The organism is Streptomyces sp. NPDC014764, assembly GCF_043082785.1.
GTDB lineage: Bacteria > Actinomycetota > Actinomycetes > Streptomycetales > Streptomycetaceae > Streptomyces > Streptomyces althioticus.
On record NZ_JBIBXY010000023.1, the window covers coordinates 14461 to 37166 of the forward strand.

Consider the following 22706-nt stretch of genomic DNA (forward strand, 5'->3'; position numbering starts at 1 on the left):
GGCCGCACAGGTTTACGGATTGCTCGGCGGGTTGGGTGCCGGCTGCGGGTGGGGGGCGGGCGTCCGCGGCGGACGTGCCGCAGGCCCGCCCGCCGCCGGCTGAGCAGCTGCGGTCGCATCCCTGCGCGCCTGCCTGAGCTGAGCCGTACGGGCGGCGTCGTGCGTGACCTTCTGGGCGGCGGACTCGGTCGTCAGCCGTCCCGGCCTCTCTTGCGCCTTGATCCCGTAGGCGGCGAACAGCACGTTCCTGTCCTGCGTCATGGCGCGGCGCGGGGTGTCCACGGTGCGCGGTCCGCGCGGTGTCGTCTCCTGCTCGTAGACGTCCGGTGCACCGGCCCGCACGACCGCGTGGGCCAGCGGGCTCGAGGTCCGGCGTTCCACCAGCTCCCGGGCACCACGGGCCAGCCGGGGTCCGAAGTACGGCACACCGTGGAAGATCATCCGCAGCATCAGAGCGTCCGCAGCGACCAGCAGCACGGCGTCCATCACGAGCGCGCCCTCCGTCATCTTCACGAAAGGGCTGAGCAGCAGCAGTGCCATTGGGGCGAGCATGAGCCCCAGCAGGCGCTGTGCCCATGCCATGACCGCGGAGGTGTCGCCCCCGCGGGCCAGCGATGCCAGCACCACGGGCGCCATGCACACGAACAGCAGGATGCCGAGGTTGCGGGCCATGAACACCAGCGTCGCGAAGGCCAGTGCGACGACCAGCGCGGCGAGAATCAGCAGTATGGACAGCGGGTTGTTCGCATCCGCCGCGTCCTTCATGTCCTCGCGGATGACGCCGAGCAGGGTGGTCCCAGTGCTGTTGAACATGGTGCGGAAGGCGGCGCTGATGGCCTCGTTGAGCGCCATGACGGCACCAGGGATCGCTGCCATGCCGGCGACGGCGGCGAGCGTCCATCCGGTCGAGGCACCCATCTGCTTGAGGCGGGGTGCGCCCTGCCATGCGGTCAGGGCGCACACGACGACGACGCAGATGAAGATGGCGATGGCCAGGTGCTGGCCCAGCCACAGGAACTGTTGGTAGATCCAGTCGTCTGCCTTCTCCGGGGCCCAGGTGTTCTTGGGTGCCAGCAGCCCTTCCAGCTTTCGGATGAGGCTTTCGGCGAGGTCCCGGGTGTTGGTGACGGCTCCGTCGGTGATGCCCTGGCTCCCGCCGGGGGCGGGCGGCCCGCCCCCATCGGGCGGGCCGCCGCCGGAGTCGTCCCTGACGCAGTACTCGTAGCCCGGCGTGCCTTTGAGGGCGTCGCACGGGTCTTCGTCTGCTCGGAACGGCATGTGATCAGCCCTTGGCTTCGGTCACGGTCGAGAAGAGGGTGTCGCCGTACAGGGCGAGGATGACGGCGACGAAGAGCGTGCCGACGGCCATCGATCCCTTGCGGAGGGCGCCCTTGGGGTCGTTGGAGAGCTGGAGCAGCATCCGCACGGCGATGACGGCGATGACGGCGGCGATGCCCTTGGTGACCAGGCCGCCGCCGGTGAGGCCGATGGTGTCGAAGAAGTCCTTGAAACCCTCGGACATGTCGACGGGCTTGGCGAGGACGAACTTGCGCATGGATCAGATCTCCTTGTTGTTGTTGTTCGAGGTGGGTCGGCCGACGGCGAACAGGTCGCGCATCGTGTCCATGGGGGAGTAGCGGACTTTGGTTCCGGGCCGGGGGGAGTCGATCATCCATCCGTTTCCGACGTAAATGCCGACGTGGTGAATGTTCGTCGCGCTGGTGCCGTAGAACATAAGGTCTCCGGGGCGTACCTGGCCCGGCTTTACCGGCTGGGATGCTGTGTATTGCTGGGCTGCCGTGCGAGGCAGGGAGATACCCGCCTGGGCGTAGGCGTACAGCGTGAGACCGGAGCAGTCGAAACCGGTGACGGCTTTTCCGTTCTGGCCGCCGGGGGAGCAGCACACGCCCGTACTGGGGCCGTTCGTGTTTCCTCCGCCCCACGAGTACGGGGTTCCCAGCATCTGCTTTGCAGCGTTGATCGCGGTTGCCGCCTGCCCGGTGTCTGCAACTTTCCCGCCGCCTTGGTGCTGGTTGGCGAGCGCGGTGATGGATCGAACGTAATTCTGTGTTTCCTTGTAGGGGGGAACTCCGCCGTATTTCTGTACAGCGCCGCTTCCTGCGTTGTAGGCGGCCAGTATGTTGCTCTGCTTGTTCCCGGGTACGTTCTTGACGTCCTGGGCGATGGTGCAGAGGTATTTGGCGGATGACGGGATCGCGTCTTCGGGGTCCCAGACGTCCCGCTTTCCGTCCCCGTTGCCGTCGATTCCGTGGGATTCCCAGGTGGATGGCATGAACTGTGCGATCCCTTGCGCGCCGACGGGTGATTCAGCTTTCGGGTTGAAACCTGACTCCTGTGTAAGGAGCGCGGCGAGCAGATTGGGTGTGACCTCGGGGCAGGTGTTGCCTGCTTCCTCGATCAGTGCCTGGTATTCGGCGGGCACGGCCATGCTGAGTGCGGTGCCCACCACCGGGTCGTCGCCGACGGCCTGGACGAGCGCAGCCACGACGACGGCCGCGGTCGCTCCGGCCCCGACGAGGGCCGCTGTGGAGCCCTTCAAGGGCTTCCCCCTTCCTGTTGAGCGAGTGATGCTGTTTCCGCAGTTCAGAACCGTCATCCGGCACCGTCACGGCACCGACATGGGACCGTCATGGCACCGGACGGGACCGTCACGGGCAGGGCCTGCATGACGGTGGGGTGCCGGTGGGATGACGGTCGGCGTGACGGTCAGGACGAGGTCCTGGCGGCCGTTGTCAGGTCGTCGAGCTTGTAGCCGCGGCCCCGGGCGTTCCGTCCCGCGCTGACGCCCAGCAGGGCGCTGAGTTGCTTTCCGCACTCCGTCGGGTCGGTTTCCGTGATTCCGAGGTGGGGGGCCAGCTCTACGCTGCGCATGAAGTCGACGCCTTCGTTGCGCATGATTTCGATTGCTCGCTCGATCGGACTCTTCGACGGAGCAGCGAGGGCTTTTTCCTGCTGCTTGACCGTGGCTTCGTCCACGACGCTCCAGATGAACTGGTCCTCAAAGTTGAATCCTCGGATCAGCGTGGATCGGCCGTTGGCGAAGAGAACCGCCTGCCCCTTGATGTCGGGGTCCAGGAGTGCCGGATTGATGGGCGCCACGGTCTCGAAGTACGTGTCGCCGAGCGCCACCTTGGCGGTTCCTGCGGATGCCACGTAGAGGCACATCCGGTAAAGGAATTGGTCCCTCACCATTACCGGAATGGCGTTCGTGGACGGGCGCTGCGTCATCAGCACGCTGGAGATCCCAGATTCCAGGGATTTCGAGACCAGCGACCGTGTCTTTTCCGCGATGCGCCGGGCCTGTTCTTTCCCTTCCTTCGACTCGTCATGAGCGAAGAAGTCGGCAGCCTCGTCCACGATGAAGATGACGGGAGTGAATTTCGGGGCTGGCTGCCTGTTCTGAATTGCCTCCTTGATTTTCGCGTATCGGTTGTCCGACCTGGCATTCAGCTCATCGACCATGTCCTCGAACACGGCCGGGTCGTCGGACGATTCGTAGCGGACAGCCTTCTTCTCGAACTTGGTGAGTCCGCAGAATTTTCCATCCAGCAGGTACATCTCGAACTCGCCGTACGCGATCAGCAGGCAGGTGATGATGCCGTTGACCAGCGTGGTTTTGCCCATCTGCGTCATTCCGGCGACAAGCAGTGATGCCTTGTCGAACGTGGGCACGCCAGCGAGCCGGCCGGTGACGTCGTGGCCGAACGGGACACCCGGATATGCCTCGATCTCCTGGCGGGTCGGGGCCGGGAACGGCGTGGTGAACGGCGGCTCGTGGAGCTTGAGAAGCTTCACGCGGCGTTCGTTGTCCCGGCTGCGCTCCATGGTCAGATGGAGGCGGGTGACGCCGAACATGCCGGCCACGGTGCCGAGCCTCTTCTCCACGTCCTCGTAGGTGCGCCCTTTGGGGACCAGGAAGTCGTAGAGCGTGCCGGTCGGCATGTCGGTGACGGTGACCTCGTCGGCCCGGATGACCTGCTCCCGGCCGATGACGCCGGCCGTGGTGAGCGCCGCCGTCAGCTCCGGGTGTGCGGGAACCTGCTCGGCTTCCGTCTCCGGCCCCTCCAGCAGACTGACGGCCGTCTCCTGCTTTGCGGCCTGCGCGGGCTGCGGTTCGCGTGCCCAGCGCTGCTGGACGAATGTCCGGAGCCGCCAGGCGCCGTAGCCGAGCGCGACCAGAGCGCCTGCGGTGAGCAGGACGGTGGCCGGCCAGGACAGATCGAGCTTGTCCTTGATGGCGGCAAGGACGCCGAACGCGATGGCGAGGACACCGATAGCGCCCGCCGTCTGCCCGGCCAGGTCGTCGCTGACCTGCGCGTTCTTCTTTCTCCCCACACCCCTCTCCTTCGTCTGATCATGACAGCGGGTGACCATAGCCACACGCGCATTCGATTTCCAGGGACTTGGTTACAGCGCTCGCCGGGTCTGCTCCCTCAGGTCTGCAACCGAGAGGCTGCTCGCTGGGTCGCTCGCCGGGTCTGCGCTGGTCGACTGCGGTTTTCTGCTTCCGGCAGTCGCAGCAAGGGCCAGCCCGCACAGGCGGGCTGGCCCTCACTGGTGGTGCCGGACGAAACGGGGCAGACGCCCTCTCTCAGGCGGCCGCGTCGGCGTCCTCGTCCTCCGACTCCTCAGCGTCCTCGGACGTCTCCTCGCCGTCCTCGGCGGCGAGGAGGGAGCTCCATACGTGGCGCACGCGCTCCTCGCTGCCGACGAAGCCGGCGGTGCGGTAGTCGGCACGGGCCTTGCGGTAGGACAGGGGCGGGTCGTCGGAGTAGCGCAGGTGCCGCAGCACGACGCCGATCTGGTCGTCGGTCAGCGGCACGCCCGGCTCGGGAACCGGCACACCCGCCACGGCCGCCAGCTCGTCGAGCGTGACGGTGTGACCCGCCCGGCGTGCCGCCTCGCGGCCCGCGCCTGCGTTGACCTGCGTGCCGCTGGTGTCCCGGCCGATGGCAGGCGTGCCGGTGGCGTCACGGTCCGGCAGCACGGGCAAGGCGGGGGCGGCCGGCGTCCACTGCCCCAGCTCCGGCAGGGCGATGGCGGCGACCGAGGCGGGCAGCGGCTTCTCCGCGATGGTCGCCGCGGTCGCCTCCGCCGTCTCGTGCAGCTCCTCCGTCATCCGCTTCTGCGCCTCCAGGACAGCCTTGCGGTAGGCGGTCTCGGCCTCGGCGACGCGCTTCTGGAGGTCCTTGGCCACGTCGAGCAGCTCGATGCGGTGGGCGGCTTCGGCCTCCATCACCTCCAGCTGGTCCGCGACCTGCTGGCGCTTGCTGGCGATCCCCTGAAGGGTCTCGGGCGACGTCTTCCGCCCCAGCGAGGGGAGAGCCAGCCACCAGGCGAGCTTGGTGGCGACGATGGCGATGGGAGTCAGGACGACGGCCAGGTCGAAGCCGTCGGTCCGGGACATGACCAGCTCGGCCGTGGGGATGGCCGCGTTGACCAGCGTCAGCGCGAGGCCGGCGTACTGGACCCGGCGGGCACGGGACCGGTTGTTACCAGCCAGCACCTCCGTGGCCTGGAAGACCACCCACAGGGCGTCCAGGGCACCCACGGTGGGCACCGCCCAGGCGCCGAACCGGGGCTCGAGGATGTCGTAGGAGACGGCCACCGACAGGATGGCCACGCCCAGCGTGATGACGCCCAGGATGGTGAGCACCGTCCCGCGCGGGGACGGCCTCACGCTCGCAATCCTGGCGCTCATGGTCTTGCTCATGTCTCGCTTCCTTTCTCGTGATCAGTGGGCAGTGCCGGACAGGCGGCGGACCGTGGCCAGGTGCTGCTCCTGCTCCTCGATGAGGCGGTCGACCTTGGCGGTGAGCCCGTCGCGGAAGTAGCCGCCGAAGCCGTCACCGATGTGCCAGTCCTTCGCCTCGGGGTAGCCCGCCTCGGCGAGCGCCTGGGTGTGGCCCAGGTCGGCGTACAGGTGCCGGTACTGGGCGTCGGCGATGTCGGCAGCGCGCTCGTCGAACCGATCGGCGGCGGCGCGGGTACGGTCCTGCGCGTCGACCAGGCGGGAGATCGCGGCCGGCCATTCCCGGCCCGCCTCAGCGGTGCGCAGGTAGGCGTAGGCCGCCTCCAGCGCCTTCGTTTCCCGCTCGTACGCCCGCCAGCGCTCCGGGGCGTCACGCACGACCCGGCGGAGTTCGGCGACGTAGGCGGCGTCCTGCCAGCGCTTGCTCGCCTGCTGGTACAGGTCGTCCAGGACGTCCCGCGCGACCGTCCGGATGCGGTGCTCAGCCTGATCCTCAGACTCGGGCACGTAGTTCAGCCGCGGGTCGTCGTAGTACGACAGCGGCTTGACGGGCTGCTTCTCGTGGCCGGTGAACGGCGCGAATTCGAAGCGCACCCGGCCGTGGACCGGTTCGATCTTCCGCAGGTACGGCGGCAGGTGCGGGGTGATGCGGTCGAGGACCTGCTGAAACGGGACCGAGAACGTGTCGGGCATGTCGTCTCCTTGACGAGGCGCAGGGGCGGGAGTGCTCGAACGCGGTGCGGCGGGACCGTCCGTCGGGACGGTCCGTTCCTTGCGCGGCAGCCCAGACTCGTCCAGGGGCGCGCGTAACGGGATCGTGTGGGACACAAGGGCCTCCAGCAGGCAGACGGAGCGCGGCTGTACGGCTCCCCTCACCGCGCCCGTACCGACCGCCGCCAGATGGCGGGGCCGGGACGGGCGCGGGAGGCAACCGTCAGCCAGCGGTAGCGGAACGCTGGTCGGCGCTGCGGCCGCGGGCGACCGGGGCGGCCGCCAGGTAGCCGTCAGTCACGGCAGCGAGCTGGTGGTCGGTGCTGTGGCCGCGGGCCACGAGGGCAGCCGCCAGGTAGTCGGCGGCTTCCTCCTCGGTGATAGGCAGCTGGTAGCGCGCGAACGCCAGGCAGGCGACCTGGGCGGCGGTGACCAGGCTCGCGACTTCGGAGGAGATCACGGCCGCGTCCCGGACCAGGTGGTCGGCAACCCTCATCAGACGGTTGTGCCGCTGCCTGACGCGCATCTTCTGGAGCATCTTGGGGGGTCCTCTCTATCTGTGCCGGACTGTCCGGCTCCCCGTCACCGCCCGTCCCGGCCTGCCAGTGCAGCGGCTGGTGCGAGCGGATCAGGCAGCCGCCAGACGGACGATCAGTCGAAGCGGTAGCCGTCCGGGATTTCCCCGGCGCGCAGGGTGTCGGCGATGTTGCGGTACTCCGCCGCATCGCGTCGGGCGATCTCCGCAGCGCGGGCCGCACATGCGCGGGTGTGCCCGGAATTGGTGGGGTCGGCAGCGGCACGCTCCCCGTCGGCAGCCGCCGCATCCGCACGCGGGGCTGCCTTGCTCTCCCAGTAATCGGCGTCGCGGTTCATGCGAGCACGAGTGATACGGGCCATGTCTGTCTCCGTTCAGGCTCAGTAGCAGAGGCCGGCTGTTCGGCTCCCCTCGCCACGTCCGTACCGGCCGCCCAGGGGGCAGGCGCCGGGACGGGCGCGGGAGGCAACCGACAGAGGTGGCGATGTCGGCTGGGCCAGGTGGCTCAGCGGGTGTGCTTGGTGCGCTGGCAGTCGAGGTAGGCGTCTTGCAGTCGCTCGAACGCCGACCACAGCCGCTCTCCGTCGGAGCAGCGGGCGGTGTCGGTGCAGCGGGGGCAGCTGGTGGTGTGCGCCTGGTGGGCGCGGGCGGCTGCCTGGTAGCGCTGGTACAGATCGTCAGGCACGCGGTGTCCGTCTCTCGTGGTGCCGGCGGGTGGAGTGGAGGTCGGCCACGCCGTATCCCGCCTCCCATGCCGCTGCGGCAGTCACGGCAGCGGCAGCCAGCAGCAGACGGGCGAGGGGATGGCCGGGGCCGAGAGCGAGGGCGGCCCGGACAGCACGGTGCTGCGCCGCCCGGGCCGCGTGTATGAGGTGAGGCATCCGGTCCGTTTCGTCAGCGGGGCCGCTGCTGCGACTGCTTGTTGACCTCGCGGACCTTCTCGGAAAGCTTCCTGCGCTCCTCTTCGGTGAGGCGGGTGATCATGCGGTCACCGCCTTACGCCCGTCCCGGACCGTGAGGCTCGGTGCGGGCACCGCACTGGGCGGGCAGTCGCTGCCCGTGCAGCTCCACCGTCCGCACAGCGGACAGGCGTCATCGGCCATCGCCGGCCGGTGCAGAGTGAGCACCGGCTGCCGCTCGTAGCCGGGCATCATCTCCTGAAGCGTGCGCCGCGCCCGGCGCTCGGCCGGGACGCGGGCATCGGTCTCGCGGACCATGCGGGCCAGGAGGTCACCGAGCTGGCGGCCGGCCGCCGTGGCGCAGGGGCCGGTGTGGAAGGTGCCGCACTGGTCGCAGGCGTATTCCGGGTTGGCCGCGGTCTCTGTCGTGCGGGCCGCAGGTCGTGTCATGATCGCCGTGGTCAAGGGGATCTCCTATCAGGTCCGTTGACCGGACAGCCCCGGAAGGTCAGAGCTCCGGGGCTGTCACCTTGTGACTGGCCGGACGGCCAGCCACGGCCCTGCTCCCACCCCTGACGCTTCGATGAGGCGGAAGAGGGACCGTGGCGGGCCGTCAGGCTGCGGACGTGTAGGCGGTCCTGGCCGGGCGGATCAGGTAGTCCGACGTCGTCCACACCGAGCCGACAGCGAACGGCTGGCCGTCCGGGCGCAGGGTGTCGCGGACGATGACCGCCCACCGGGCACTGTCGCGGCGCAGCAGCGCTGCGGCGTCGGCGGGGTCGGTGACCAGGGACAGGACCTCGAAGCGGCCGTCCACGTTCTGGTAGATCGCGCCGGGGAGGCGGGGGCCGATCTGCTCGGCGACGTCGCTGTAGTACGGGTGCGGTCGTCCGGTCGCCGGGGTTTCCTTCCGTCCCTCGTGCTCGGGAGACGCAGCGGTGTGCATGGATGCGATGCTGGGCATGTGGGTCGTCCTCTCCGAAAGGGTGACCTGCGACAAGACCCCCAGGGGCGCAATCCCTGGGGGTCGTCGCATGAGTGCGTCCTGCGCACTCCACCGGCCACCGGGCCCGTCTTGGGCTTGGTCGACGATGGGCAGTGCAGGCTGCGTGGCGGTGTCAGCGCGTGGGGCGCCTGGGTCGAAGCGTCTCGACCGGCACCGGTGGTGCTTCCAGCGGCGCGTCGCCGACGGGCAGCTGCGCCCGTCGAGTGTCGGCCGCCTGGACTGCGGGAAGCACGGCGGCCCACCTGCCGGTGCGCTTGGCCGCCGCAGCGTACTGACGGTCGAACCGACGGCGTTCGCGGGCGAAGAAGTCGCGGACGGCCTGGCGCTTGGGCTCCTGCCGGAGCAGCCGAAGGAAGGTGACGGCCAGGCGCTCGCCATCATGGCAGGGCAGGGGCTGTCCGTCGCGACCGGTGGCCTCGCCCTTGCAAGCCGGGCACTGTTGCTGGTGCTTCCGGAACGCCTGCCGGATCTGCTCCGCGCTGAGAGGTGCGGGCTTGATCTGGCTGGCAGCCGGGGCGGGCTTCGTCTTCGGCTTCGGCAGCACCTTGGTGGCGCGCCGGCAGGCGGTGGTCGGGACCGCCTCGATCAGCGTCGTACGCCAGGCGTCGACCTCGATGTCGATGATGAGCCGGCGGTTGCTTCCGGCCGTGCAGCGGTGCGGTTCAGCGGCCGTGGCTCGGCCGGTGTGGTGGGGCACCAACTTCGGCGTGCCCAGCGTGCCGGTGATCGGGACCCAGGTGGAGCAGTCAGGGCAGACCAGATGCTCCTTGCCGGGGGTCAGGTCGATCTCGTTGAACTTGAGGTCCGAGGCGACGATCGGGGGACGGGTGTTGACGTTCGGGGTGCGGGTCTTGCGGCGGCGCTTGCGAGCCGTCGGTAGCACAGGCGTTGTGCTCATGGGGGTCCTCCTCGTGACTGAAAGCGAGGCGGGGTGCGTCGCGGTGCCCTCTCCGCCCGTCAGGCCGCACGGAGTGATCCCGGCGTCCTGATGGACGGACAGCGCATCTGCGCTGCGACGTGCAACTCGGGAGCCACACCAGCCAGGTGACTGCACCGGGGGATTTGGTGGAGCTATCAACCCCGGCCCTCCCCGTGAGGGGAAGGGGCTTCCGCATGTCTTGCGGCCAATGAGCGGCTTCGAAGCGAGCCAACACACCATCGGCTACGCCCTGCATCCGGCTACTCACCGCCTGCGGGGCACCTCGATTAGAACCCCGGTATCCCCCTCAGGTCAACCTGTCTAGCTAACTTCTCCTTCTCATGCCCTCTGACCTGCAATTTTCTGGTACTCATTAAGCAACAGCGAGTCCCGGCTTTCGGGAAACAACTAGACATGCGATGCTGTGCGCATCGGGTAGCGAGATCCGCTGCCTGCACGATGCGCACGGAAGGGGGAGCGGTGGCCGCCAAGCAGAGTCCGGGAAAGGTTGAACGGATCGCAGCCGAGATCCGAGACAAGATTGCGCGAGGCGTACTTGCGCCCGGGTCACGACTGCCTGGCGTGCCTCAGCTCCAGAAGGAGCACGGCATCGCCTACCAGACAGCCCGCGACATCTACGGCCTGCTGGAAAGCGAAGGGCTCCTGTTCTCCAGGCGAGGCAAGGGCACGTACGTCTCACTGGTGCTCGGCAAGATCGTGAGTGAGCGAAACCGTCGCTACCTGCCGTCGCTGCGGGAGGCCGGCGGAGCCGTGGGTGCCTTCGAGGCGGAAATGCGCGCCATGGGGTTCGAACCGCGGCCGGTGATCCTCACCATTGCAAGAGACGTGCCTCCTCGGAAGGTCGCCGAGGCCTTCGGGATGCACCACCGAGCCAAGACCCTTAAGCGCGAGCGGATCATGCCCGTTGGGCTCCCCGGCAACTCCGAGGCCGAAGAGGTCATCCAGGTCGCTACGTCATGGTTCCCCCAGGATGTAGCCGACGCCTGTCCCGTGCTGGCACAGAGCAATACGGGTACTGGGGGCAGCAAATCCCGCCTCGCCGAGGCCGGGTTCAAGCAGGTACGCCTGCGAGAGGAGATCGAGGTTCGCTCTCCAACCGAGGCAGAGGCCAAGGCTCTGGGTGTGCCGGCCGAACAGGCCGTCATGGAGATCACCCACAAGGGACTGACCGCAGCCGGCCGAGTGGTCGAGATCGGCCTCCACGTCCTGCCGCGGTCGAAATGGCGACTGGCCTATGAGTGGGTGATCGACACGCCCGACACTGACAACTGCACGCGCACCCAGTAAGCAATTCCGAGAAGGAGCACGCACTACATGCCCAGCAACAGCATCGACAGCAGCGGCACGATCCTGCGCGACGCGCGCACTCGCTACACCACGAGCCAGCGCGAGGAGGACGGCGCACGCGGCGCCTTCGACGCTGAACTTCGCCGCACCGGCCGCACCCCGCGCACCGAGGTTTCCGTGAGCCGCGCCGCCGCGCCCTCCGAGGTCGCCGAGCTCTTGGGCTCGGCCGACGCGGTTGTGGTCCGCAGCCGGGAGATGTTCGACGGTGACCGCCTGGTCCAGCTGGCCAACACCTACATCCCGGTCGACGTGGCCGAGGCCGCGGGTGTCGAGCAGGTGGACACCGGCGTCGGCGGCATCATCAGCCGGATGAAGGAGGCCGGGTACGACCAGGGCGACACGGCTGTCGAAGATGTCGAGCTTCGACCTGCCACCCAGGAAGAGGCCTCCCGCCTCGGACTGAGCGAGGGCGAACCGGTCATGACCATCACCCACATCGGTCGCACGCAGGAGGGCCGCGTGGTCGAGGTCACGCAGCATGTGCTGAGCAAGGGCTGGAAGCTGCGCTTCGCCGTGCCGCTGGCCTGACTTGCAGGCTCCCCGACCACAACGAGCCGGGGAGCCTGCACCTACCCGTCCCTCTTTGAACACCAGGAGTCGACGCCCATGAACGCCGATAGGCGGATGACCAGCGAGGAGCTGCTCCAGGAACTGCGAGCCGCGCTGGACGCCAACACCGGGTGGGTGCCCGCGCTTTGTGCACCCAGCGGCCCGGCCGGCCTCCCCGCTGACGCCGGACTCAGCGCGGTCGTGGGGCGACTCCTGGAGTTCGCTTCCGCCCCGGAGGTTCCCGCTCCCCTGGCCCCGATTCTCCAGCGCGCTGCGGAGGCCGCGGACATGGCTCTCGTAAGCGAGGGTGCAGCCATGTACGGGCACTTGGGCGCGGCATACGCCTACCTGACACAAGCGCGAGGGCTCGTCGACAGCGATGACCTGTAGTAAACCGCAGCGACGCGCCGCCAAATGCCATTGATCGAGTGCTGATTTATGTATAGTTCCGGATCATCTACGGGAGGGGGAGTACACAGTGCCTGACCTGACCGAAGCGGTAGACGCCCTGCTCACGCGGCCGAGCCTCATGCCGCCCCCGGAGATCCGCGCGCGTCTGCGAAAGGCTGACGGCCTCACTCAAGCCGAAGTCGCCGAGGTGTTCGGTGTCACACGAGCCGCGTTCAACCGGTGGGAAGTCGGTGCGGCAAAGCCCCGCAGACGACATCTGGACGCGTACGTTCGGTTGCTGAACGGTTGGGCCCAGAAGCACCCACAGGCCGCCGAGGCGCCTCCGCCGGCCGCCGCCGAGGGGTGAGAGGACAATGCGAATCCGCGCCCCGTAATGCAGAGAGGCCCCTGTCGCCACAACAGGAGCCTCTCTCAAGTCCGACTCAATCGAGCTTCCACACCCTTGAGTCGTGATCCGGTGAGGTGACCTCGCCGGGGTGATGCCCGTGGGCCCGTGGGCCCGCGCAGTCACCTATACCCAGAGTATGCGCAAGAGATTGCGCAACGCCACTACTCCGGGATCCTGCTTGGTCACACCTGCTGGTCACGGCTCCCCTACCTGGGGAGATGTACCACCGTTGCGTAACCAGCAAGACACTCTGCGTCCAAAGACGGACGGTTCGGCGGACCTTGAGGTCCGTGCTACGTACACCAGAAAGCCGGAGTTTGCTCCGCACGTCACGATCACCGAAGAGACGTTCTTCGGGCACGGCTGGCAGCCGCTCACGATCGCCTTCGCTCAGGCTCTGTGGTTCCTGCCACCCGACCAGTCTTTTGATGTTCCGTTCCTGGTGGCATGGCTGGAGCAGCTTGGCTGGAAGGGTGCGAATGGGAAACCGATCGGCGCGAACGTCGTGCGCCGGGAACTGGGCCTGCTACGCGAGGCCGGCTACGTCCAGAGTCACCGGCTGAGGGGCGAGGGAGGTAAGGCCGTCGGCATTCAGTACGTCGTCTCACAGCGCCGGACTGACCAGCCCGAGACCGGATCATGGATTCCCGCTCCAGAAGGTTTCCGCAGCTCAGACCACGTGCCATCAATGGCCACACGTGGGCAATCACCACATGTGGCCATTGATAAAAAGACCAGCTCAGACCATGTGGCACCATTGACCACACATGGTCAATCACCACGTGTGGTCAATGGTGCAAAGCCGCAGGTCGCACCACGTGGTACCAATGGCGTCCACCCCCCACACCCCCCGGAGGAGGTAACTACCTCCTCCCCCTACCCCCTCACCGACTCCCCGGGGTCGCTTCCGTCACAGCGGGAGGAGGGGGAGGGTGGCTTCGCCTCGAAGGACCTTCACGCGGCGGAGTCCTTCTTGCAGAAACTGCGCCCGCCGCACCACATGGGCGCGGCCTCGGCACGCAAGTACGCGCCGTTGCTGCTGCAGTCGATGGCTGCGCAGGGCTGGCCATCGATCTTTGAGGTCGACCCCCTGCTGCTCGCGCAGGAGGTCACGCGGGACCCGCAAGGCTTCAAGCGGCCGTCGTCACTGGTGCCGACGCGGATCAGGGATCTTCCGCGCTACGCCGTCGTCGCTAGTGCGGGCCGGAGCCAAGGAGCCAGCCCTGAACGGTGCCCGGATCACCCCGCGCGCTACCGCAGGGGCTGCGTGGAGTGCGCAATGACCGTGCCTGCCTGACCAGACAGCAGGACGGGCCGCTCCCGTGCAGGGGAGCGGCCCGTGAAATCCCCTGAGCACCACACTGATCAGGAGACCTCACCAGTGTCTACCAGCATTCCCGCTCAGAGCCACGACACCCCCGAAGACAACCTCGACGCACGCGAGGGCAAGCAGCTGGCCGCGTTCACCCGCGTACCGCCGCAGGACCTTCAGGCCGAACAAGCGGTCCTCGGATCGCTGCTGCTGTCCGGCAGCCCGACGAGCGCTTCCTACCGGTTCTTCGGCGAGATCCTGGACACAGGTTTGGCCGCCGATGAGTATTATCGGCCCGCCCACCAGATCATCCACCGCGCGATCCTGGAGGTTCACCAGGCAGGCGAGCCCGTAGACCCAGTCACCGTCGGCAACGCACTGACCGAACGCGGGGAACTGGCCCGTGCCGGCGGCCACTCATACCTGCACGTGTGCGTGCAGGCACCGCCCACCCCCGCGCACGGCCCGCGCTATGCCGAGATCGTCCGTGCCAAGGCCTACCGGCGCGCGGTCATCGAGTCGGCCAACCGCATCCTTGAGTACGCCTTCAGCGATGCCGGCGACGAGGACGAAGTGCGCGCCCTGGTCGAGCAGCAGCTCACCGACATCGTCGCGGGCACCCCCGGCCTGCACGAGGTGCCGCCCAACGTCGATGACCTGTACCTGCCATTCGTCGCGGAGACCGAAGACATCCAGAACGGCCGGCGGGTCGGCCTGACCTACGGGTTCGCCGACCTCGACACCCTCACCTCGGGCATGCAGCCTGCCAACGTGACCGTGGTGGCCGCACAGTCCGGCGTGGGCAAGTCCACGCTCGCGCTGAACATGGCCGTGGCCGCCGCCAAGGCGGGCGCAACGGTGATGTTTTCCTCGCTGGAGATGAGCAGTACCGAGCTGATGCAGAAGATCGCCGCCGCTGAGGGGCAGATCGCCCTGCATCATCTGACCCACCAGGGCGGCCTCACCGTCGAGGAGTGGGAGAAGATCCACGCCCTGGGGCCGGAGCTGTTCCAGAAGCTGCCTCTGCGGGTCTACCGGCCCGACGGTGCGTCCCTGGGCGACATCGCCTCCGCCGCCCGGGCCTGCGCCCGCGCCGAAGGCCTGGGTCTTCTGGTGGTGGACTACCTGCAGCTGGTCGAGACCGAGCAGTCCCGCAACACGACCCGAGAGCAGGCCGTCGCGGCCGTATCCCGCGGCCTGAAGAACCTGTCCGTCCAGCTCGGCTGCCACGTCATCGCCCTGTCCCAGCTCAACGACGACGGCCTCATGCGCGAGTCTCGCGCCATCAAGAACGACGCATCCGTAGTGATCAAGGTCGAACGGCCCGACGCGGACGACAAGGAATCACCGCGGGCCGGCGAGGTCGACCTCATCATCGAGAAGAACAGGTTCGGGCCCACCGCCTGCGTGACCGTTGCCGCGCAACTCCACTACTCCCGCTTCGTCGACATGAGCCAGACCTGATCCCTGGCATTGTAGGGTCTCAAAAGCCTTGGCAGAATCTCACAGCAGTTGGCAGATGGATGGCAGAAATGCCACTGCCGTGAGACTCGCAGTTCAGAGGCTTCACCCGTTTGGGTGACTCGGGCGGTAGTCCGGGTCACCTCCGGGCGGGTGCCTGGCACCTTGGCTCCACAGCGGTCGTCCGTGGGGTCTGGGGACTACAAGCGTCGAGGCACCACCAAACGGGACTGGCTCATCGAGCAGTACGTCCACCGCCGTCGAACTCTGCCGGACCTCGCCCGCGAAACCGGTATGAGTACCGCGAACATGGCCCGCTGGGCCCGCACCCACAACATCCCCCTCCGTCCACGCGGCGGAGCCAGCCACCACACCGCCGACGAAGCCGAAGGGCATCCTGCCATCCTCCGCAAGGCGCTGACCGGTCCATACGCACGGCAGCGGCTCTCACGCTTCTTGGCAGCCCGGACCTATCCCACCCTCACCGAAGCGGCCAGAGACCTCGGCATTCACCAGTCGACCCTGGTGATCCAGATCAACCGGCTCGAAGCCGACTTCGGACAGCCCCTCCTTGTTCGGGGCCGAACGCGGCACGGCCATGAAACTGACTCGATTCGGCAAGCGCGTCGTCGCGGCGGCTCGGAAGATCCCGGCTGAAGGGGTGCAAGGGCACGAGATGATCGCGTCATGACTGAGATCGTTCTGATGTCCGACCCGAAGGTCGCAGCCGTTCCTGTTCAGGAGTGCGGTGAACGGCTCGTAGATCTGCGACGAGATGGTCGCTTGATGGTCGACGAGCGCAAATGGCAGGACTCTGCCGGTGCCTTCGCCTACCTGCGCGAAGGCGTGCTTGACCGCCTCCTCAAGGCACAGGCACAGCTACCCCAAGGGATGCGGCTGCTGTTCGTCGAGGGGTATCGCCCACCGTCCCTTCAGCGCCACTACTTCGACAAATACGCAGCTCAACTGCGTGCTGAACATCCGGAATGGGCCGCTGAGCAGGTCCGCTCGGCAGCCAGCCGCTACGTGTCTCCTCCCGAGATCGCACCGCACAGCGCCGGAGCAGCCGTTGACCTGACGCTTGCTGATGATGACGGGTGCGAACTCGACATGGGTACGCGTATGAACGCGACTCCGGAGGAGAGCGAGGGTGCCTGTTACACGCAGGCCGACAACATCAGCGACAAGGCTCGCTCCCACCGGGAAATCCTGAGCACCGCACTCACTGCTGTTGGCCTGGTCAACTACCCCACAGAGTGGTGGCACTGGTCATACGGAGACCGCTACTGGGCCTTGGAAACAGGGGCGACAGTCGCCCACTACGGACCCAAGGAGCTCGACCAACCGCAGACTTCGCACCCGCACCAGACGAGACGAACTCGGCATGACATGGCGTGAGACAGCCTGAAGAGCCGCAGGTCGGAGCGATGCCCTATGCCATGGATCGCGAGACCCTACAGGCATCCAGCTCTCACACGACCACGAGGAGCACCAAGCCATGACCACCAGCAGCCCTTTACACACCGGCCTGTCCGACTTCGACGCACTGGCCGGGCCGCTGCCCGCCGGCCGCGTCACGCTCGTGGCGGGACGCCCTCAGAAGCTGTGTCTGAGCCCTGCATGACAAGCGGGTCCCCCACCTGGGTAGATGTGGCGATCGAGTTGGACGGACGCACCGGTCCCGTCTCCCCGCGGGTAGCCACTGGCTCTGCCGATTGGGGACGGCGCGTTGCTGCGTCTGTGATGGCTCGTTGATGCCGGTGTGGTGGGAGGCGCTAGAGGCCAAGGCGGAGTAAAATCCGGCGCGTTGCTGCGAAGCGAGGGGGAGCACGTGCTGCCAGAGGCTCTGACGGCGGTAGCCGCGATGGCAGGAACCGCAGTCGTGCAGGCTGCTGGTACTGACGCCTGGAACACCTTCCGTGAGCGGCTCGGCCGGATGCTGGGTCGCGGCGGGGAGCAGGCAGAGAGCGGTGAGCTCGCAAGGCTTGACCGAACAGCCGCTGAGATTGCCTCTGCCGATCCGGCAGAGGCTGATTCAGTGAGGACGTACCAGGCCGGCGTGTGGCGAACCCGGGTAGAGCTGCTGTTGGAAAGCCTCGATGAGTCGCAGCGAGAGGCGTTCGCGGCCGAGCTCCGTGCCGCTGTGGAAGACATCGCTGGCAATGATTCGGCTCAGCAGGTCTGGAACGGCGGCGTCACCATGAACGGTCTCGCAACGGACCAGTCGCGCATGTATCAGCTCGGCCAGGGCACGATGAACATCTCCGAGTCATGACGGAGACCGGGGCTGGGGAGCCGAGCGACGGCACAGCAATGCATGCCCATGCAGAGGGCAATGCGCGTGTCTATCAGGTGGGACAAGGAAATATCCACATTGGCACGGACTTCACTCGCACCGTGGCGAGTGAGTTGTCCAGCACGTCCGTGACTGCTGCGGCGGCACGCCTTGCCGAAATGCCGCTTGATCAGGCAGTAGCTGTATGCGTCTCCATGGAAGTGGACGTGGCGGCTATGAGGCTTGGCTTACTGTCGCCGCAGCGAACCGGCGAGCTGCTCGCCAGCATGGACGAGGTGCGAGCTGTAATGCTGCTCGCTTCTATGTCTGATTCCTCGGCGGTTGACTCTCTCTGCGCCATGCCCAGCGAAAACGCGAAGTATCTCATGGCCGTGATGCCGCGTGAGATTGTCGCGAAAATGCTTGCCGCGGGCCGTGCTCTGGACGTCTTGTCGCTGCTTCCGCCAGAGACTGCGGCGCAGATGATTGGGAATAACACCTCGGCCGCCTTGGCGAAAATTATCAGCTCACTTCCCAGGGAATCTGGACTACCGTTACTTGGGGCACTGTCGAAATATAATCAGACGGCCATCCTTCGCGAGATGCCCGATGCATGGTTGGTCAGCTCCCTTCGCGACAGCCCACCTCACGTGGCTTCACAGGTAGTGACGGACCTTGGCGTTGAACGCGCAGCTTCCTTCGTCAGCGAGCTGCCTCAGCGGAGAGAGGTGTTTCAAGCTCTCTCGCCCTACGACGCAATCTTGCTTTTCAGAAGCATGAGGCCGGAAGGGGCCCGGGCGCTCCTGTCGTCCCTCCCGGCAGATCAGGCAGCCTTCGCGGTTTGGAAGATTCTCCAAGTGCACTCCTGGGCCGCTAGCGATCTGGGGCGCGTCATGGTCGCTTTTCCGGAGGAAACTCTGTCGGAAATCCTTGAGCGACTGGACGCCCCGACCCGGCAGAAGGTGCTTGACGAAAGATCGGCTGCCGCCCAAGTGGGCAGGTTCGTCGGCATGCCTTTCGACCGCATCTGCGCCGAGATTGAATCCATGCCTGAAGACCGGGCGCGTTCTGTAGCGGATCATATGTCCGCGGAGCAGTTAATGTCGGTCTTGGGCAGTCTCTCGGCGAGCCGAGCCCGGACACTCGCCTTCGCAAGGCCGGACACTGAAAGCATCTGCCTTGCGATCCCGAAAAAGACAATGCGGTCGATTGTCTGCGGCGCCAGCCCGCTTGCTGTCTATCTTCTCCTGAGAGATGCAGAGCCTCCCCAGAAGCAGCAGATCCTCCAGAGGCTTCCGATCGCATGGAGGATTCTTTACTGGAGTTGGATGGGGGGAATGATCGCTGCGTCCGTTCCCGTTCTCCGTCTGCTTGGATAATGCGAAGGCTTCCAAACACGTACCGTCACACGCCTGTTCGGGCAGGTCTGACGTCCGTACGGTGACGACATCCGGCTGAGGCTGGTCGTGGTTGATGACAACCGCGAAGCCGGGCCGCGGTTGTGCCGGGGGTGCGGTGGCCGCTGATGCCGTCGGCGAAGGCGACGGCATTGTTCTGTTCGTCGGCGTGCCGGTCACGGCACTGGCGCCGGCTGCGGCGCACAAGGGCGAGGACCTCCGGGGTCAAGGCCCGGGTTCCGCGCCCTGGACTTCTGGCACTGCGACGTCCGTGCCGTGTATCCATGCCCCGACGGGGTGCGCCGCTGCGGCAAGGCCCATGCCATACCCAAGCCCGCGACGTTCTCTTCGACAGACATGGTCCGGCAGACGGCTGCCGGCTCCATCGTTCCCATCCAGCTCCGTACCGGCACTACGGTGCACCGCTTCTGGGTCACCAGTGCCGACCGCGACCGGTTGGAAGACCTCCGCTCCGACGACACTCAGGGTGCCGCCGGAGCGCGGCGCCACCGCGGCTGGGCGGGCCAGCCGGGACCGCCCTACCTGCCGTCCCGCACTCACCGAGTCCTCGCCGATGACCCCGCCGACGGCGCAGGATTCTCCCCGGGCCTCGGGCGGGCTGGTGCCGGGCCAGCCGCAGGCACCAGCCGTCGAGACAGCCCAGGCCGGGACCGAGGCGCGGCACGATGTTCCCAACCAGTCCGCGGCAGGAGTACCCCAGGAGCTGGTTGCGCTTCAGCAAGCCGCTGATGCCGCTCACCACAAGCTGCAGCTCCTCAGCGACCACCACGAGCGTCACCTGCAGCGCCAGGTATGGCTCGCTGCCGCAGAAGTGGTGCAGACGGCCGTGGCACGTTACGCCCGTACCAAGCGCCTCAACCGGTATGAGGTCGAGAAACGACTACGGCAGGTGGTACGGCACCCTGCCCCACCGCTGGCCTTCTCTGATGCCGAGCTCTGAGCGCCCCATGCTCCGGTGGCCTAAGACCGTGTCCTACATGGTCAGGCGGATGAGTCGCTTGTAGCAGCACAAGGCGGCGGCGAGGCCGAGGAAGGCCAGGTAGTTGCCTGGTTTCCGCTCGTAGCGGTGGTTGAGTCGGCGGTAGCCGGACAGCCAGGACATGGTGCGTTCGATGACCCACCTTCGGCGGCCGAGTCGCTCGCTGGACTCGACTCCCTTGCGGGCGATGCGGACGCCGATGCGCTTGCCCCATAGCCATCGCCGCAGGTGAGGCACGTCGTACGCCTTGTCCGCATGAAGACGCCCAGGCTTGGAATCGGTCGCGTGAGATTCGTGTCCCATGTGGAAATGGGACAGCATCGGCTTCAGGGCCTGGCTGTCGTGAGTGTTGGCAGCGGAGACTCCGACGCGTAGGGGCAGTCCGTTCGCGTCGGACAGGACATGCATCTTGGAACCGGACTTACCCCGATCCACGGGGCTCGGACCTGCAAGTTCGCCCCCTTTTTAGCCCGCACATGGGCAGAGTCAAGGACCGCGCGGGAGAGGTCGACCAGGTCCCGCTCGTCCAGAAGCTGGAGAACCTTCTGATGCAGCCGCCCCCAGACCCCGGCTCGCGACCAGATGACGAACCGGCGATGAACCGTCGACTTCGACGCCCCGAAGCACGGCGGCAACGCCCGCCAAGCGCAACCGCTGACCAGCACATAGATGATCGCGGCGAAGACCGCCTCGTCATCGATGCTCGCGACCCCACCCCCTTGCGGACGTACCCGGGCCGGCGGCAGCAACGGCCTCGCGATCTCCCACAATCCGTCCGGAACAATCCATCCCCACCGTCCACTCCCCATGCCCAGGACAACTGCCAACTGACCATGTAGGACACGGTCTAAGACCGTGTCCTACATGGTCAGGCGGATGAGTCGCTTGTAGCAGCACAAGGCGGCGGCGAGGCCGAGGAAGGCCAGGTAGTTGCCTGGTTTCCGCTCGTAGCGGTGGTTGAGTCGGCGGTAGCCGGACAGCCAGGACATGGTGCGTTCGATGACCCACCTTCGGCGGCCGAGTCGCTCGCTGGACTCGACTCCCTTGCGGGCGATGCGGACGCCGATGCGCTTGCCCCATAGCCATCGCCGCAGGTGAGGCACGTCGTACGCCTTGTCCGCATGAAGACGCCCAGGCTTGGAATCGGTCGCGTGAGATTCGTGTCCCATGTGGAAATGGGACAGCATCGGCTTCAGGGCCTGGCTGTCGTGAGTGTTGGCAGCGGAGACTCCGACGCGTAGGGGCAGTCCGTTCGCGTCGGACAGGACATGCATCTTGGAACCGGACTTACCCCGATCCACGGGGCTCGGACCTGCAAGTTCGCCCCCTTTTTAGCCCGCACATGGGCAGAGTCAAGGACCGCGCGGGAGAGGTCGACCAGGTCCCGCTCGTCCAGAAGCTGGAGAACCTTCTGATGCAGCCGCCCCCAGACCCCGGCTCGCGACCAGATGACGAACCGGCGATGAACCGTCGACTTCGACGCCCCGAAGCACGGCGGCAACGCCCGCCAAGCGCAACCGCTGACCAGCACATAGATGATCGCGGCGAAGACCGCCTCGTCATCGATGCTCGCGACCCCACCCCCTTGCGGACGTACCCGGGCCGGCGGCAGCAACGGCCTCGCGATCTCCCACAATCCGTCCGGAACAATCCATCCCCACCGTCCACTCCCCATGCCCAGGACAACTGCCAACTGACCATGTAGGACACGGTCTAAGATCGTGTCCTACGTGGTGAGGCGGATGAGTCGCTTGTAGCAGCACAGGGCGGCGGCGAGTCCGAGAACGGCCAGGTAGTTGCGGGGATCGCGTTCGTAGCGAGGGCTCAAGCGGCGGTAGCCGGACAGCCACGACATCGTCCGCTCGATGACCCAGCGGCGCCGCCCTAATCGCTCGCTGGACTCGATGCCTTTACGGGCGATGCGCACGCCGATCCGCTTCCCGCGCAGCCATCTGCGCAGGTCAGCCCGATCGTAGGCTTTGTCCGCATGCAGGCGTTGCGGCTTGAAGTACCGGCCGTTGTGGGGGTCGTGTCTCGTTTGGTGACCCTCCACCATCGGCTTCAGCCCTTCGCTGTCGTGGGTGTTACCCGCGGAGACGCCGACGAGAAGGGGCAGTCCGTTCGCGTCCGACAGGACGTGCATCTTGGAACCCGGCTTGCCCCGGTCCACGGGGCTCGGACCTGTGTGTTCGCCCCTTTTTTAGCCCTCACGTGGGCGGTGTCGAGGACGACGCGGGTGACGTCGAGAAGGCCGGCGTCGTCGAGTCGGTGCAGCACGGCCTCGTGAAGCCGACCCCAGACACCGGCTCTGGACCAGATGAGGAAGCGGCGGTGGGCGGTCGACTTCGAGACGCCGAAGCATGGCGGCAGAGCTCGCCAGGCGCAGCCGGACACCAGCACGTAGATGATCGCGGCGAACAGCGTCTCATCAGGCGTGTCCTGCGTTCCACCGCCCTGCGGCCGCACCTTCGACGGCGGGATCAACGGCTTCGCGATCTCCCACAACCCGTCCGGAACAATCCAACTCCACGTACCCCGCCCCATACCGAGCTCAACGACGCCTCACCACGTAGGACACGGTCTAAGCAGCTGCGTTGAGCACGATAGCCAGTTCTGTTGCCGGTATGGGCCAGTTTCCAAGCGTCGGAAAGCCGCCCACTACAGAAAACTTGCCAATTTCAGCAACTTTCCATGGGGTGGAA

Annotated in this window: 27 protein-coding genes; 12 read left to right on the top strand and 15 right to left on the bottom strand. The window is 66.9% G+C overall.

Annotated elements, in window-relative coordinates; genetic code table 11:
- Positions 1 to 12: 12 nt before the first annotated feature.
- The 12 genes from ACF1AG_RS31660 to ACF1AG_RS31715 form a co-directional block, all read right to left on the bottom strand.
- Positions 13 to 1278, bottom strand: a complete 1266-nt coding sequence (locus ACF1AG_RS31660) for a hypothetical protein (RefSeq protein WP_391810794.1) — start codon at positions 1276 to 1278, stop codon at positions 13 to 15.
- A 4-nt stretch (positions 1279 to 1282) separates the two neighbouring features.
- Positions 1283 to 1555, bottom strand: a complete 273-nt coding sequence (locus ACF1AG_RS31665) for a hypothetical protein (RefSeq protein ID WP_391810795.1) — start codon at positions 1553 to 1555, stop codon at positions 1283 to 1285.
- A 3-nt stretch (positions 1556 to 1558) separates the two neighbouring features.
- Positions 1559 to 2560, bottom strand: a complete 1002-nt coding sequence (locus ACF1AG_RS31670) for an NlpC/P60 family protein (protein ID WP_391810796.1) — start codon at positions 2558 to 2560, stop codon at positions 1559 to 1561.
- Between the two features lie 167 nt (positions 2561 to 2727).
- Entirely contained in the window at positions 2728 to 4356 is a 1629-nt protein-coding gene (locus ACF1AG_RS31675) for an FtsK/SpoIIIE domain-containing protein (RefSeq protein WP_391810797.1), read from the bottom strand.
- Positions 4357 to 4612: 256 nt separating this feature from the next.
- Positions 4613 to 5734 (bottom strand): hypothetical protein, encoded by a 1122-nt coding sequence (locus tag ACF1AG_RS31680; protein WP_391810798.1) that lies wholly within the window; start codon positions 5732 to 5734, stop codon positions 4613 to 4615.
- 21 nt (positions 5735 to 5755) lie between these two features.
- A complete protein-coding gene (locus ACF1AG_RS31685) occupies positions 5756 to 6466 on the bottom strand; it encodes a hypothetical protein (RefSeq protein ID WP_391810799.1) in 711 nt (236 codons plus the stop codon).
- A gap of 241 nt (positions 6467 to 6707) precedes the next feature.
- Positions 6708 to 7022: a hypothetical protein gene (locus tag ACF1AG_RS31690; protein WP_391810800.1), complete on the bottom strand. Its 315-nt coding sequence runs from the start codon at positions 7020 to 7022 to the stop codon at positions 6708 to 6710.
- Positions 7023 to 7135: 113 nt separating this feature from the next.
- Positions 7136 to 7381, bottom strand: coding sequence for a hypothetical protein (locus ACF1AG_RS31695; RefSeq protein WP_391810801.1), 246 nt, complete (start codon positions 7379 to 7381; stop codon positions 7136 to 7138).
- A 143-nt stretch (positions 7382 to 7524) separates the two neighbouring features.
- Positions 7525 to 7704, bottom strand: a complete 180-nt coding sequence (locus ACF1AG_RS31700; RefSeq protein ID WP_391810802.1) for a hypothetical protein — start codon at positions 7702 to 7704, stop codon at positions 7525 to 7527.
- 295 nt (positions 7705 to 7999) lie between these two features.
- Entirely contained in the window at positions 8000 to 8383 is a 384-nt protein-coding gene (locus ACF1AG_RS31705; RefSeq protein ID WP_391810803.1) for a hypothetical protein, read from the bottom strand.
- A gap of 148 nt (positions 8384 to 8531) precedes the next feature.
- The gene (locus ACF1AG_RS31710) at positions 8532 to 8882 is read right to left on the bottom strand and encodes a hypothetical protein (protein ID WP_391810804.1); all 351 of its coding nucleotides are present in this window, start codon (positions 8880 to 8882) and stop codon (positions 8532 to 8534) included.
- Between the two features lie 154 nt (positions 8883 to 9036).
- Positions 9037 to 9822 carry a hypothetical protein gene (locus ACF1AG_RS31715; protein WP_391810805.1) on the bottom strand — a complete coding sequence of 262 codons (786 nt, stop codon included), beginning with the start codon at positions 9820 to 9822 and terminating at the stop codon, positions 9037 to 9039.
- A 501-nt stretch (positions 9823 to 10323) separates the two neighbouring features.
- Here ACF1AG_RS31715 and ACF1AG_RS31720 point away from each other — a divergent pair.
- The 12 genes from ACF1AG_RS31720 to ACF1AG_RS31775 all read left to right on the top strand — a co-directional run bounded on the left by ACF1AG_RS31720 (position 10324) and on the right by ACF1AG_RS31775 (position 19965).
- The gene (locus tag ACF1AG_RS31720; RefSeq protein WP_391810806.1) at positions 10324 to 11151 is read left to right on the top strand and encodes a GntR family transcriptional regulator; all 828 of its coding nucleotides are present in this window, start codon (positions 10324 to 10326) and stop codon (positions 11149 to 11151) included.
- A 27-nt stretch (positions 11152 to 11178) separates the two neighbouring features.
- On the top strand, positions 11179 to 11739 hold the full coding sequence (locus tag ACF1AG_RS31725; RefSeq protein ID WP_189482993.1) for a UTRA domain-containing protein: 561 nt from the start codon (positions 11179 to 11181) through the stop codon (positions 11737 to 11739).
- A 78-nt stretch (positions 11740 to 11817) separates the two neighbouring features.
- Positions 11818 to 12150: a hypothetical protein gene (locus tag ACF1AG_RS31730; protein WP_189482995.1), complete on the top strand. Its 333-nt coding sequence runs from the start codon at positions 11818 to 11820 to the stop codon at positions 12148 to 12150.
- 88 nt (positions 12151 to 12238) lie between these two features.
- Positions 12239 to 12517, top strand: coding sequence for a helix-turn-helix domain-containing protein (locus ACF1AG_RS31735; protein WP_261384152.1), 279 nt, complete (start codon positions 12239 to 12241; stop codon positions 12515 to 12517).
- A 271-nt stretch (positions 12518 to 12788) separates the two neighbouring features.
- Positions 12789 to 13856, top strand: coding sequence for a hypothetical protein (locus ACF1AG_RS31740; protein WP_391810807.1), 1068 nt, complete (start codon positions 12789 to 12791; stop codon positions 13854 to 13856).
- A 42-nt stretch (positions 13857 to 13898) separates the two neighbouring features.
- Positions 13899 to 15335 (top strand): DnaB-like helicase C-terminal domain-containing protein, encoded by a 1437-nt coding sequence (locus ACF1AG_RS31745; RefSeq protein ID WP_391810808.1) that lies wholly within the window; start codon positions 13899 to 13901, stop codon positions 15333 to 15335.
- Between the two features lie 306 nt (positions 15336 to 15641).
- Positions 15642 to 15989 carry a LysR family transcriptional regulator gene (locus ACF1AG_RS31750; protein ID WP_391810809.1) on the top strand — a complete coding sequence of 116 codons (348 nt, stop codon included), beginning with the start codon at positions 15642 to 15644 and terminating at the stop codon, positions 15987 to 15989.
- 30 nt (positions 15990 to 16019) lie between these two features.
- Entirely contained in the window at positions 16020 to 16730 is a 711-nt protein-coding gene (locus tag ACF1AG_RS31755) for a M15 family metallopeptidase (protein WP_391810810.1), read from the top strand.
- 100 nt (positions 16731 to 16830) lie between these two features.
- A complete protein-coding gene (locus ACF1AG_RS31760) occupies positions 16831 to 16956 on the top strand; it encodes a hypothetical protein (RefSeq protein ID WP_391810811.1) in 126 nt (41 codons plus the stop codon).
- A gap of 183 nt (positions 16957 to 17139) precedes the next feature.
- Positions 17140 to 17607: a hypothetical protein gene (locus ACF1AG_RS31765; RefSeq protein ID WP_391810812.1), complete on the top strand. Its 468-nt coding sequence runs from the start codon at positions 17140 to 17142 to the stop codon at positions 17605 to 17607.
- Positions 17604 to 18986 carry a magnesium transporter MgtE N-terminal domain-containing protein gene (locus ACF1AG_RS31770; RefSeq protein ID WP_391810813.1) on the top strand — a complete coding sequence of 461 codons (1383 nt, stop codon included), beginning with the start codon at positions 17604 to 17606 and terminating at the stop codon, positions 18984 to 18986. The genes ACF1AG_RS31765 and ACF1AG_RS31770 overlap by 4 nt, the downstream gene beginning before the upstream one ends.
- Positions 18987 to 19578: 592 nt before the next feature.
- Positions 19579 to 19965, top strand: coding sequence for a hypothetical protein (locus ACF1AG_RS31775; protein WP_391810814.1), 387 nt, complete (start codon positions 19579 to 19581; stop codon positions 19963 to 19965).
- Between the two features lie 33 nt (positions 19966 to 19998).
- On the opposite strand, the gene ACF1AG_RS31780 is transcribed toward ACF1AG_RS31775, so the two are convergent.
- The 3 genes from ACF1AG_RS31780 to ACF1AG_RS31790 all read right to left on the bottom strand — a co-directional run bounded on the left by ACF1AG_RS31780 (position 19999) and on the right by ACF1AG_RS31790 (position 22548).
- A protein-coding gene (locus ACF1AG_RS31780) for an IS5 family transposase (protein ID WP_391810850.1) occupies positions 19999 to 20813 on the bottom strand; the annotation gives its coding sequence in 2 pieces (ribosomal slippage) (positions 19999 to 20471 and positions 20471 to 20813; 816 coding nt in all).
- 51 nt (positions 20814 to 20864) lie between these two features.
- Positions 20865 to 21679, bottom strand: a protein-coding gene (locus tag ACF1AG_RS31785) for an IS5 family transposase (RefSeq protein ID WP_391810850.1) whose coding sequence is annotated in 2 segments (ribosomal slippage) — positions 20865 to 21337 and positions 21337 to 21679 — 816 coding nt in all. Because the reading frame shifts where the segments join, the coding sequence is not laid out codon by codon here.
- Positions 21680 to 21730: 51 nt separating this feature from the next.
- Positions 21731 to 22548 (bottom strand): IS5 family transposase gene (locus tag ACF1AG_RS31790; protein WP_391810815.1). Its coding sequence is split into 2 segments (ribosomal slippage): positions 21731 to 22200 and positions 22200 to 22548, totalling 819 coding nucleotides; the frame shifts between segments, so codons are not numbered across the junction.
- Positions 22549 to 22706 lie beyond the last annotated feature (158 nt).